The following is a 12,757-nucleotide window of genomic DNA, read 5'->3' as shown; positions in this document are numbered from 1 at the left end:
TTATGAGTCCTGAACGCTATGCGCGGATTTGTGAAATGCTCGCGACCCGGCAGCCGGATTTGACGGTCTGCCTGGAGCAAGTGCACAAGCCGCATAACGTCTCCGCCATTATCCGCACCGCCGACGCCGTCGGCGTGCATCAGGTCCACGCCGTGTGGCCCACCACCCGCATGCGTACCCTGGTTTCCTCCGCCGCCGGCAGCAACAGCTGGGTCAGCGTTAAAACCCATCCCACCATCGGCGACGCGGTCGGTCACCTGAAAGCGCAGGGCATGCAAATTCTGGCCACCAACCTGTCTGCGCGCGCGGTCGATTTCCGCGAAGTGGACTACACTCGGCCAACCTGCGTGCTGCTCGGCCAGGAAAAAACCGGCATCACCGAAGAAGCGCTGGCGCTCGCCGACCAGGACATCGTCATTCCGATGATCGGCATGGTGCAATCGCTCAACGTCTCCGTGGCTTCGGCGCTGATCCTGTATGAAGCGCAGCGCCAGCGGCAGAATGCCGGCCTGTATCGCCGCGACAACAGCATGTTGGATGAAGAAGAGCAGCAGCGTCTGCTGTTCGAAGGCGGCTACCCGGTGCTGGCCAACGTGGCCAAGCGCAAAGGGCTGCCACGCCCGCAGATTGACGAGCAGGGCCAGGTGGTCGCCAGCGCCGAATGGTGGGCGGCCATGCAGGCGACGGTGCGCAAATGAAAGGCCGCCTGCTGGATGCTGTCCCACTCACCACGCTTTCCGGGGTTGGCGCCAGCCAGGCGGGCAAACTGGCCAAGCTTGGCCTCGAGACCATTCAGGATCTGCTGCTGCACCTGCCGCTGCGCTACGAAGACCGTACCCGCCTCTACCCGATCAACGATCTGCTGCCGGGCATCTACGCCACGGTAGAAGGGGAAGTGCTGCGCAGCGACATCAGCTTCGGCCGCCGTCGCATGCTGACCTGCCAGATCAGCGACGGTACCGGCATCCTCACCATGCGGTTCTTCAATTTCAACGCCGCAATGAAGAACAGCCTGGCCACCGGCCGCCGCGTGACCGCCTACGGCGAGATCAAACGCGGCAACCACGGCGCGGAGATCATTCATCCGGAATACCGTATTCAGGGCGAAGCCAGCGAGGTCGAGCTGCAGGAGTCGCTGACGCCGGTCTACCCCACCACCGAAGGGGTGCGGCAAGCCACGCTGCGCAAGCTGACCGATCAGGCGCTGGAGCTGCTGGATACCTGCGCCATCGCCGAACTGCTGCCGCCGGAGTTGAGCGGCGGCCTGATGAGCCTGCCGCAGGCGCTGCACACCCTGCATCGCCCGCCGCCGGACATCCAGCTGGCGGATTTGGAGCAGGGCAAACACCCGGCGCAAAAACGCCTGATCCTCGAAGAGCTGCTGGCGCATAACCTCAGCATGCTGGCGGTGCGCGCCGGCGCCCAGAGTTATCAGGCGCAGCCGCTGCTGCCGGACGATCGGCTGAAAAACCGTTTTCTCGCCCAGCTGCCGTTCTCGCCGACCGGCGCGCAGACACGCGTGGTGGCCGACATCGAAGCCGACATGCAAAAAGACTTCCCGATGATGCGGCTGGTGCAGGGCGACGTCGGTTCCGGCAAAACGCTGGTGGCGGCGCTGGCGGCGCTGCGCGCCATCGCGCACGGCAAGCAGGTGGCGCTGATGGCGCCGACCGAGCTACTGGCCGAGCAGCACGCCAACAACTTCCGCCAGTGGTTCGAGCCGCTGGGGCTGGAAGTCGGCTGGCTGGCGGGCAAACAGAAAGGCAAGGCGCGCATCGCACAGCAGGAAGCCATCGCCAGCGGCCAGGTATCGATGGTGGTCGGCACCCACGCCATCTTCCAGGAGCAGGTGCAGTTCAACGGCCTGGCGCTGGTGATTATCGATGAGCAACATCGCTTCGGGGTGCATCAGCGGCTGGCGCTGTGGGAGAAAGGCGAAGAGCAAGGCTTCCACGCCCATCAGCTGATCATGACCGCCACGCCGATCCCGCGCACGCTGGCGATGACCGCCTACGCCGATCTCGATACCTCGGTTATCGACGAGCTGCCGCCGGGCCGTACACCGGTGACCACCGTGGCCATTCCCGATACCCGCCGCGCCGACATCATTCAACGCGTGAAGAGTGCCTGTCTGGAAGAGGGGCGACAGGCTTACTGGGTGTGCACGCTGATTGAAGAGTCCGAACTGCTGGAAGCGCAGGCGGCGGAAGCCACCTGGGAAGAATTGAAAACCGCGCTGCCGGAGCTGAAGGTGGCGCTGGTGCACGGTCGCATGAAAGCGCAGGAAAAGCAGGCTGTGATGCAGGCGTTTAAACAGGGCGAGCTGCAGCTGTTGGTCGCCACGACGGTGATCGAAGTCGGTGTCGACGTGCCGAACGCCAGCCTGATGATCATCGAAAACCCGGAGCGGCTGGGCCTGGCACAGCTGCACCAGCTGCGCGGCCGCGTAGGACGCGGTGCCGTGGCCTCACACTGCGTGCTGCTGTACAAAACGCCGCTGAGCAAAACCGCACAAACGCGCCTGCAGGTGCTGCGCGACAGCAACGACGGCTTCGTTATCGCGCAGCGCGATCTGGAGATCCGCGGCCCGGGCGAGCTGCTCGGCACCCGCCAGACCGGCAGCGCCGAATTCAAGGTGGCGGATCTGCTGCGCGATCAGGCGATGATCCCCGAAGTGCAACGCGTCGCTCGCCATCTCCATCAGCACTATCCGGAACACGCCCTGGCGCTGATTGAACGCTGGCTGCCGGAGAAGGCGCGCTACTCCAACGCATAAAAAAGGGCGCCTGCGGCGCCCTTTTCGTCATGACTCGCGATATCACCCCACCGCCGGGAACACCGGCAGCAGCAAATACAGCTTAATGACGATGGCGTTGGCGATATCGATAAAGAACGCCCCCACCATCGGCACCACCAGAAACGCCAGGTGCGACGGGCCGAAGCGATCGGTGATCGCCTGCATGTTGGCGATCGCCGTCGGCGTGGCGCCCATACCGAAGCCGCAGTGGCCGGCGGCCAGCACCGCCGCGTCGTAGTTCTTGCCCATCACCCGGTAGGTGACGAAGATCGCGTACAGCGCCATCACCAGCGTCTGCACCGCCAGGATCGCCAGCATCGGCAACGCCAGTGAAGCCAGCTCCCACAGGCGCAGGCTCATCAACGCCATCGCCAGGAACAGCGACAGGCTGACGTTACCCAGCACCGATACCGCCCGCTCGAACACGGTATAGAAACCGGTGAAGGCCAACGTATTGCTGAGGATCACCCCGACGAACAGCACGCAAACGAAGTTTGGCAGCTCAAACACCGTCCCGTTCAGCAGGCCGGCAATCAGCTGCCCCAGGCTCAGACAGATGGCGATCATGGCGATGGTTTCGATCATCACCAGCGAGGTGATCAGGCGGCCGCTTTCCGGCTTCTCGAAGCCGCTCGGCTGCACGCTGTCTTCCGGCGTGCCTTCCGGCGTAGAGGAGTGTTTGACCAGATAGCGTGCCACCGGGCCGCCGATCAGGCCGCCCAGCACCAGGCCGAAGGTGGCGCAGGCCATGGCGACTTCCGTCGCGTTTTCAAAGCCGTAGCGCTCGATGAACAGCTTGCTCCAGGCGGCCCCGGTACCGTGGCCGCCAGACAGAGTGATCGACCCGGCGATCAGGCCCATCAACGGATCCAACCCCAACATTTTCGCCATGCCAATGCCGATAGCGTTCTGCACCAGCAGCAGCCCCAGCACCACGAACAGGAATACCATCAGTGCCTTGCCGCCGGCGCGCAACCGCGCCAGGTTGGCGTTCAGGCCGATGGTGGCGAAGAAGGCCAGCATCAGCGGATCCTTCAGCGACATGTCGAAGCTGATTTCCCAGTTGGCGAACTTTTTCAGGGCTAACAACAGGAGGGCCACCAGCAAACCGCCGGCGACGGGGGCAGGAATGGTATATTTTCGCAGCAGAGGAATGCTTCTGACGCACTTGCCCCCGAGGAGCAAAACCAGCGTCGCGGCGACTAACGTGCCATAAGTATCAAGATGAAACATCCAGGTACTCCATGTAAGGGAAAAGATCCAAATAAAAATAATAAGTTATAGAAAACCACTGAGTTTTTAAACTTGATGAGTGCAGGATTAGAAGTAAAAAACGCTGCGATGACAAGAAAAAATGAATGAAAATGCGACATAAACGAGAAAGTCGGCAACATAATATTTATGCGCAACCGTTTGCTTTTGCGGGGCGGGGCATTAAAATGCCTGCTTTGCCGTATCTGGAAACGCCACACCATGAGCATGTCATCCTCAGAGCTTGATGCCGCGCGTCAAGCCGCCTCTGAACCCCGCGCCAGTGAACTGATTTATCGTCTGGAAGATCGCCCGCCGCTGCCGCAAACGCTGTTTGCCGCCGGCCAGCATCTTCTGGCGATGTTCGTCGCGGTGATCACACCGGCCCTGCTGATCTGCCAGGCGTTGGGCCTGCCGGCACAGGATACCCAGCACATCATCAGCATGTCGCTGTTCGCCTCCGGTCTGGCTTCCATTCTGCAAATCAAAACCTGGGGGCCGGTGGGTTCCGGGCTGCTGTCGATTCAGGGCACCAGCTTCAACTTCGTTTCGCCGCTGATCATGGGCGGCCTGGCACTGAAAAACGGCGGCGCCGACGTGCCGACCATGATGGCCGCGCTGTTCGGCACCCTGATGGTCGCCTCCTGCACCGAAATTTTGCTGTCGCGCGTGCTGCATCTGGCGCGCCGCATCATCACCCCGCTGGTTTCCGGCATTGTGGTGATGATCATCGGCCTGTCGCTGATTCAGGTCGGTCTGACCTCTATCGGCGGCGGCTACGCCGCGATGAACGATCATAGCTTCGGCTCGCCGAAAAACCTCCTGCTGGCCGGCGCAGTGTTGGCGGTCATCATCCTGCTGAACCGCCAGCGCAACCCTTACCTGCGCGTCGCTTCGTTGGTGATCGCCATGGCGGTCGGCTATCTGTTGGCCTGGGCGATGGATATGCTGCCCGCCGACGCACCGGCGGCCCCCACGGCGGCGATCACCATCCCCACGCCGCTCTATTACGGCCTGGGCTTCGACTGGAACCTGCTGCTGCCGCTGATGCTGATCTTTATGGTCACGTCGCTGGAAACCATCGGCGACATCACCGCCACCTCCGACGTCTCCGAACAGCCGGTCAGCGGGCCGCTGTATATGAAGCGCCTGAAGGGCGGCGTGCTGGCCAACGGCCTGAACTCGATGCTGTCGGCGGTGTTCAACACCTTCCCCAACTCCTGCTTCGGCCAGAACAACGGCGTGATCCAGCTGACCGGCGTCGCCAGCCGCTACGTCGGCTTCGTGGTGGCGCTGATGCTGATCGCGCTGGGGCTGTTCCCGGCGGTGGCCGGCTTCGTGCAGCACATCCCCGAGCCGGTACTGGGCGGCGCGACCATCGTGATGTTCGGCACCATCGCCGCCTCCGGCGTGCGCATCGTGTCGCGCGAGCGTCTGAACCGCCGCGCCATCATGATCATGGCGCTGTCGCTGGCCGTCGGCATGGGCGTGTCCCAGCAGCCGCTGATCCTGCAGTTCGCGCCGGACTGGCTGAAAACCCTGCTCTCTTCCGGCATCGCCGCCGGCGGTATTACCGCCATCGTGCTGAACCTGGTGTTCCCGCAGGAACACGAGAAAAAGTAACCCCTCCATTGATGTTCAAGCGGCCGCTTGCGGCCGTTTTTTATTGTCTATCAGACCATTGCCCTTGAGATGCCCGGCCAATTGCGGCATAAACAGGGTATCTTTTTTGACCGATGCGGATGTAGACGATGAAATTTATCGGAAAGCTGTTGCTGACGTTGCTGCTGCTGATCGTGCTGGCGGTGGTGGTGCTGTACCTGGTCGGGCAAACCCGCTGGGCGGCAGGCCGCCTGAGCGCCTGGATCAGCGACAATAGCGAATACCGCCTGTCGATAGGAAAAATCACCCACTCGTGGAACCAACCGGACCAGATCGGTCTGGAAGACGTGCAGCTGGCGCGCAACGGCCAGCCGCAGGCGCTGGTCGCCAAACGCGTCGATCTCGGCCTCAGCCTGCGCCAAATCACCGAGCCGCGCTATTTCCACAGCGTCACGCTGCGCGACGGCACGCTGAACGTGCAGCCGCAGGCGGCGGCGCTGCCTGTACAGGCCGACGTGCTGCAGTTGAGCAACATGGCGCTGCAGTCCAACGATAACGAGTGGCAGCTCAATGCGCAGCAGGTCACGGCTGGCATCACGCCGTGGCGCCCGCTGGTCGGCCATCTGCTGGGGGACAACAACCAGTTTCAGTTCAGCGCCGGTTCGATGACGCTGAACGGCATTCCCGCCTCGAAGGTGTTGGTGCAGGGGGAGCAAAAGCAGGGCCAGCTGCTGTTGAACAACTTCGGCGCCGATCTGGCGCAGGGCGACCTGACCGGCGTGGCCAGCCGCGCCGCCGACGGCAGTTGGCTGGTGGATCGCCTGCGGCTGAGCGGCGTGCGCCTGCAGACCCCGCTGACGCTGGCGGAATTCATGCAGCGCTTTACCACGCTGCCGCCGGTCACCCTCAAGCGTTTCGATCTGATCGACGCACGCCTGGAAGGCAAGGCATGGGCGTTTAACGATCTCGATCTGTCGCTGCAAAACGTCAGCGTCGAAAAAGGCGACTGGCGCAGCGAAGACGGCTCGCTCAACGTCAACGCCGGCGACGTGATCAACGGCAGTTTCCACCTGATCGACCCGATCGCCACCCTGCGGCTCTCTTCCGCCGGCATCGCCATTCAGCAATTCACCACCCGCTGGGAAGGCGGGCTGCTGCGCACCTCCGGCAACTGGCTGCGCGCCGGCAAACGCCTGCAGCTGGATGAAGTGGCCATGGCGGCGCTGGAGTACACCCTGCCGATCGACTGGCGCGAGCTGTGGCTGAAACCGCTGCCGGACTGGTTGGCGGAGGTGTACGTCACCAAGCTGACCACCAACCGCAATCTGATCATCGATATCAACCCGGCATTTCCGTTCCAGATCACCGCGCTGGACGGCTACGGCAGCAATCTGCTGCTGGCGCGCGATCGCCAATGGGGCATCTGGTCCGGCTCGCTGAACCTGAACGGCAGCGAGGCCACCTTCAACAAAATCGACGTGCGGCGCCCTTCGCTGGCGCTGAATGCCGACGGCAACCAGATCAACGTCACCGAGCTCAGCGCCTTTATGCCCAATGGGTTGCTTGAGGCCAAAGCGACCGTCGATCAACTGCCGGGCAAACCGTTCCAGCTGACGCTGCACGGCCGTTCGGTACCGATCAATACCTTGCAGCAATGGGGATGGCAGCCTGTGCCGCTGACGGGCGACGGCAACCTTGAGCTGCAGTTGAAAGGGCTGTTGAACAGCGACGGGCCGTTCAAAGCCTCGTTGAAGGGCAACCTGCAGGCCACCGCCAGCGACGGCCAAGCGGTGAACCAACAACTGCCGTAATGCACTGCGCGGCCCGCCCTCAGGGCAGGGCCGCCGCCTTACTCTTCCAGCGCCTCAGAGCCGCCCTGATCCAGCGGCACATCCGGCTCGGCCGGCAACACCATGTAGGTGCCTTCGAACACTGCACCCTTGTCCTCGTCGCCGAACAGATGCACTTCGGCGTGTACGCGCGCGCGGCGGCCGCGCGCCAGACGCGCCAAATCGCCGCTCAGCGAGCCGAGATCCGCCACTGCCCGCGGCCTGCCGGTGATCGGTTTGCTGTAACGAATGTGCGCGTCCGCCAGAATGATGGTGCCGCCGAGATGGCGCTCGCGCAACAGCAGCCAAATCAGCCCCCAGGCGGTCAACGTCGCCAGCGAGAACAGGCTGCCGGCGAACAGCGTGTGGTGCGGATTTTGGTTGCCGATCTCCGGCATGGTGGTGACAAAGCGCTGGCCGGTGTATTGGCTGATGCGCACGCCCATCTTTTCGCTCAGCGGGATATGTTCATACCAGGCCTGCTGCAATTGGCCGCACCAGTCGGGGCGATGCAGGATATCGTCGAGCGTCGCCACCGGTTTGATCATCAAAAAGTGACGGATCGGGGTGGTCTGCGGTGCGGTGATCTCGCCCTGATTAACGAAGCCCAGCTTGGCGAAGAAATCCACCGCGTCCTCGCGGGCGCTACACACGACCCGCTTCACGCCTTCCTGCCGCGCAACGGACTCCAGCGTCATCGCCACCAGCGTCCCCAGCCCTTTATCCTGAAGCGTCGGGTCTACCGCCAGAAAACGGATCGCCGCCTCGTTGTCGGCATTGATGTACAGCCGCCCGATGGCGACGATTTTACCGGCCTCGTCCACCACCATTTGGTGATGGGCCATGGCGTCATAGGCATCCTTTTCCGAACCCACCGGCTGGTGCAACGGCTTGCGCAGCATTTCCCAGCGAAACTGGTAATATTCCTTCAGTTCTTGCTCTGTTACGGGTACTCGTAGGTGATACATAGACGCCTGTTCTCCGAATGCTTAGACCTGTAGCCAGAATGTCACCGGACCATCGTTGACCAGCGCCACCTGCATGTCGGCGGCGAACTCGCCGGTCTGGGTCTCTACGCCGCGTTCGCGGCATTGGCCAACAAAATATTGATACAACCGATCGGCTTCCTGCGGCGCGGCGCCGCGCGAGAAGCTGGGCCGCATGCCCTTCTGGGTGTCCGCCGCCAGGGTGAACTGCGAAACGACCAGCACGCTGCCCCCGGCCTGCTGGACGTTGAGATTCATCTTGTCGTTCTCGTCGCCGAAAATGCGGTATCCCAACACGCGTTCGCACAGGCGCTGCGCTTTTTGCTCGTTATCGCCCTGCTCCACGCCCAATAACACTAACAAACCGGGGCCAATCTTGCCTACCGTCTCGCCACCCACCGTGACGCTGGCGTTTAACACCCGTTGAATCAACGCAATCATTCCTGCTGCCCTTCTGGTTTTTGTTCCTGTTGCTCCGCCTTCTGCCGGCGGTAGTCGCGGTATTCACCGATGGTCACGGTAATTTCCGCGCCGAGTAACACGATACACCAGCTCCAATAGACCCACAGGAATAAAATCGGGATCACCGCCAGCACGCCGTAAATCAGCTGATAGGAGGGGAACATGGTGACGTACAGCGCAAATCCCTTCTTGCCCAGCTCGAACAGCAATCCAGCCACCACCGCGCCAATCAGCGCGTCTTTGGGCGGCACGCGCACCGTCGGCACGATGCAATACAGCAGCCAGAAGGAGATGCACGACAAAATCAGCGGGAAGATGCGCAGCACCTGATCCACCAGGCCATTGACGCCGGTCTGCGCCAACCAGTTGAGCGACAGCAAGTAAGAGCTGATGGCCATACTGGCGCCCACCAGCAGCGGCCCCAGCGTCAGCACCATCCAGTACACGGCGAAGGAGAAGACGATCGGCCGCTTGTTCTTGCTGCGCCAGATGGTGTTCAGCACGCTGTCCACCGAGGAAATCAGCAACAGCGCGGTGACGATCAGCCCACAGGTGCCGACGGCGGTCATCTTGTTGGAATTGGCGACGAACTGTTCCAGGTAGTTCTGGATCACGTTGCCGGCGGCCGGCACGAAATTGGAAAAGATAAAGCTCTTCAGCTGCTCGCTGATGTCGGAAAACATCGGGAAAGCCGCGAACAGGGCGAACACCACGGTGACCAGCGGCACCAGCGACAGCAGGGAAACATAGGCGAGATGGCCCGCCAACATCGTCAGGCCATCGTGGTCGATGCGCTGGTACAGCAGCCGTCCGAAGGTGACGCCAGGCTTAATTGCAGAGGGCAGCTTCTTGCGGCGGAAAAACGACATGGTCACTCCTTGATGTCCGTTGATACGCCTTAAGCTTAACGCGCTCTGCGCTCATTGAGCAAAATAGGCCGGCACCACGTCGCGATCGGTGACGTGCACCGTCTTGATCCCCAGCGCCTGCGCGGCGAGGACGTTCGCCGGGTGATCGTCGAAGAACACCGCGTCGGCGGCAGCGGTGTTTTCCGCAGCCAGCACATGCTGGTAGATGTTGGCTTCCGGTTTGCGCATGCCGAGATCTTGCGACAAATAGAGATGATCGGCGGCGGCAGCCACTTCAGGGTAGTGCTGCGGCCAATAGTTGCAATGCAGGCGGTTGGTGTTCGACAGCACCACCACCCGGTGGCCTTCGTTGCGCAGACGCTGCATGATGTCGATCACCTCCGGACGCAGCGCGACGAATACCGCCTGCCAACCGGTGGCGAACTGTTCAAAGCTGAGCGCGATGCCCATTTCATCGCACAGCTTGCCGGCGAAGTCTTCGTCGCTGATTTCACCGCGCTCATGCTGCTGGAACACCTCACCCATGGCGAAACGATCGGACAGCACCGCCAACGGCGTGCCGCTCAAATTGCTCCACACACCCAGCACACGCTTGAAATCGATATCGACGATCACATTACCTAAATCAAAGATATACAGCATAGTCCTCTCCTATGGGCCGGTGAGATTTCACTGTAGCGGGAAAAGGAACAGCTGAACAGGGAACGAACGGAAAAGCGCATAGCGCGCCGCACAAACGGGGAACAACAGAGGAAAAAACTCAGGGCGCGAGAACCGCGCCCTAAGCATAGGACACTCAATCAGCGATTAAGCGTCTTTAGGACCGCGGCTGGCGCGCTTACGATCGTTTTCCGTCAGGTGACGCTTACGGATACGGATCGAGGTTGGCGTCACTTCTACCAGTTCGTCGTCATCGATGAACTCCAGAGCTTGCTCCAGGGTCATTTTGATGGCCGGAACCAGGGTAGTCGCTTCGTCAGTACCGGAAGCACGCATGTTGGTCAGCTTCTTACCGGTCAGGCAGTTTACGGTCAGGTCGTTAGAGCGTGAGTGAATACCGATGATCTGGCCTTCATACACTTCCGCACCGTGGCCCAGGAACAGCTTGCCGCGATCCTGCAGGCCGAACAGCGCGAACGCGACCGCTTTGCCCTGGCCGTTGGAGATCAGCACGCCGTTCTGACGCTGGCCCACTTCGCCCGGACGCACATCGTCGTAGTGGCTGAAAGTGGAGTACAGCAGACCGGTGCCCGAAGTCATGGTCATGAATTCGTTACGGAAGCCGATCAGACCGCGGCTTGGGATCACGTAGTCGAGACGCACGCGGCCCTTACCGTCCGGATCCATGTTTTTCAGGTCAGCTTTACGCTCACCCATCGCCTGCATCACGGAACCCTGATGCTGCTCTTCGATATCCAGCGTTACGTTCTCGAATGGCTCCTGCTTGCGGCCATCGATTTCACGGAAGATAACTTTCGGACGGGAAACCGCCAGCTCGAAACCTTCGCGACGCATGTTTTCGATCAGCACCGACAGGTGCAGTTCGCCACGGCCGGAGACGCGGAAGGCGTCCGCATCGTCGGTTTCTTCAACGCGCAGTGCTACGTTGTGCACCAGCTCTTTGTTCAGACGGTCAAGGATCTGACGCGACGTCACGTACTTACCTTCTTTACCGCAGAACGGCGAGGTGTTGACGTTGAAGAACATGGTTACGGTCGGTTCGTCGACGGACAGCGCCGGCAGCGCTTCTACGGCGTTGGTGTCGCAGATGGTGTCGGAGATGTTCAGCTCGCCCAGGCCGGTGATGGCGATGATGTCGCCCGCTTCCGCCAGGGTGCTGTCGATACGCTCCAGACCCAGGTGACCCAGCACTTTACCCACTTTACCGTTGCGAGTTTTACCTTCGCTGTCGATGATGGTGACCTGCTGGTTCGGCTTCACTTTACCGCGCTTGATGCGGCCGATGCCGATAACGCCCAGGTAGTTGTTGTAGTCCAACTGGGAGATCTGCATCTGGAATGGCGCTTCCAGCTCAACCTGCGGCGCAGACACGTGGTCGACGATCGCCTGATACAGCGGGGTCATGTCTTCCGCCATGTCGGTGTGATCGACGCCGGCGATACCGTTCAGCGCAGAAGCGTAGATGATCGGGAAGTCGAGCTGCTCGTCGGTCGCGTCGAGGTTCACGAACAGGTCGAACACCTGATCCACAACCCAGTCAGGGCGCGCGCCAGGACGGTCAACCTTGTTGATAACCACGATCGGCTTCAGACCGTTGGCGAAGGCCTTCTTGGTCACGAAGCGGGTTTGCGGCATAGGGCCATCCATTGCATCCACAACCAGCAGCACCGAGTCAACCATCGACATCACGCGCTCTACCTCACCGCCGAAGTCGGCGTGTCCTGGGGTATCCACGATGTTGATACGGTAACCATTCCAATTAATGGCGGTGTTTTTTGCGAGGATGGTAATCCCACGCTCTTTCTCCAAATCGTTGGAGTCCATTACGCGTTCGGTGGCTTCCGCACGCTCTCCGAAAGTACCGGATTGTTGCAGCAGCTTATCAACCAGGGTGGTTTTACCATGGTCAACGTGGGCAATAATGGCGATGTTACGCAAATTTTCGATCACAGCTTTGCCTCGGGCATTAGAAATAGCGCGCTATTGTACACGTATTAAGCGAGGGACTAAACAAGATCACAACCATCTCTTATAAACAACCGCGTACCGGTCAGTTTGTGATCCCTTTCACGGTGCAAAAAGCCGCAATCGTTGCACTTTTGCACCATTTCAGTGCCCACGCTCACCCCATTTGCACCATTTTGGTGCGATTTATCGCTGATGGTGCATACTGTGGTTGGGTAAAACCCGCGCAGAAAGGCGATGAGCGCCTTTTTAAAAAGTTGGCACGCTTTTCGCTTTAATCTTTTTAAGGCGAAAAAAAGCCAGTTCCACAGATTC

At 60.9% G+C, this 12,757-nt stretch carries 10 protein-coding genes; 4 read left to right on the top strand and 6 right to left on the bottom strand.

What is annotated here, in order from left to right; all coding sequences use genetic code 11:
• Positions 1-2: 2 nt before the first annotated feature.
• Both trmH and recG read left to right on the top strand, forming a co-directional pair.
• Positions 3-698, top strand: a complete 696-nt coding sequence (gene trmH, locus FHU12_RS22535; protein ID WP_033639122.1) for a tRNA (guanosine(18)-2'-O)-methyltransferase TrmH — start codon at positions 3-5, stop codon at positions 696-698.
• The gene (gene recG, locus FHU12_RS22530) at positions 695-2,776 is read left to right on the top strand and encodes an ATP-dependent DNA helicase RecG (RefSeq protein ID WP_141971892.1); all 2,082 of its coding nucleotides are present in this window, start codon (positions 695-697) and stop codon (positions 2,774-2,776) included. The genes trmH and recG overlap by 4 nt, the downstream gene beginning before the upstream one ends.
• A gap of 42 nt (positions 2,777-2,818) precedes the next feature.
• Here the strand turns inward: recG and gltS are convergent, their stop codons facing one another.
• Positions 2,819-4,030: a sodium/glutamate symporter gene (gene gltS / locus FHU12_RS22525; protein WP_025304708.1), complete on the bottom strand. Its 1,212-nt coding sequence runs from the start codon at positions 4,028-4,030 to the stop codon at positions 2,819-2,821.
• Between the two features lie 240 nt (positions 4,031-4,270).
• Between gltS and FHU12_RS22520 the strand changes: the two genes are divergently transcribed.
• The gene (locus FHU12_RS22520) at positions 4,271-5,671 is read left to right on the top strand and encodes a nucleobase:cation symporter-2 family protein (RefSeq protein ID WP_019452186.1); all 1,401 of its coding nucleotides are present in this window, start codon (positions 4,271-4,273) and stop codon (positions 5,669-5,671) included.
• 128 nt (positions 5,672-5,799) lie between these two features.
• Complete coding sequence (locus FHU12_RS22515; RefSeq protein ID WP_141971890.1) at positions 5,800-7,461, top strand: AsmA family protein; 1,662 nt, start codon at positions 5,800-5,802, stop codon at positions 7,459-7,461.
• Positions 7,462-7,499: 38 nt separating this feature from the next.
• Here the strand turns inward: FHU12_RS22515 and fabY are convergent, their stop codons facing one another.
• The 5 genes from fabY to typA all read right to left on the bottom strand — a co-directional run bounded on the left by fabY (position 7,500) and on the right by typA (position 12,427).
• Positions 7,500-8,447 (bottom strand): fatty acid biosynthesis protein FabY, encoded by a 948-nt coding sequence (gene fabY / locus FHU12_RS22510; RefSeq protein WP_004931235.1) that lies wholly within the window; start codon positions 8,445-8,447, stop codon positions 7,500-7,502.
• A gap of 21 nt (positions 8,448-8,468) precedes the next feature.
• Positions 8,469-8,906 carry a D-aminoacyl-tRNA deacylase gene (gene dtd / locus FHU12_RS22505; RefSeq protein WP_025304712.1) on the bottom strand — a complete coding sequence of 146 codons (438 nt, stop codon included), beginning with the start codon at positions 8,904-8,906 and terminating at the stop codon, positions 8,469-8,471.
• Positions 8,903-9,796 carry a virulence factor BrkB family protein gene (locus FHU12_RS22500; RefSeq protein ID WP_049201866.1) on the bottom strand — a complete coding sequence of 298 codons (894 nt, stop codon included), beginning with the start codon at positions 9,794-9,796 and terminating at the stop codon, positions 8,903-8,905. Before FHU12_RS22500 ends, dtd begins: the two co-directional genes overlap by 4 nt.
• Positions 9,797-9,847: 51 nt before the next feature.
• A complete protein-coding gene (yihX, locus tag FHU12_RS22495; protein WP_063991285.1) occupies positions 9,848-10,438 on the bottom strand; it encodes a glucose-1-phosphatase in 591 nt (196 codons plus the stop codon).
• 165 nt (positions 10,439-10,603) lie between these two features.
• Positions 10,604-12,427, bottom strand: a complete 1,824-nt coding sequence (typA, locus tag FHU12_RS22490) for a ribosome-dependent GTPase TypA (RefSeq protein ID WP_004931243.1) — start codon at positions 12,425-12,427, stop codon at positions 10,604-10,606.
• Positions 12,428-12,757: the final 330 nt, after the last annotated feature.

It is taken from the genome of Serratia marcescens (assembly GCF_006715005.1).
GTDB lineage: Bacteria > Pseudomonadota > Gammaproteobacteria > Enterobacterales > Enterobacteriaceae > Serratia > Serratia montpellierensis.
This window is presented reverse-complemented; position numbering and strand designations above follow the sequence as displayed.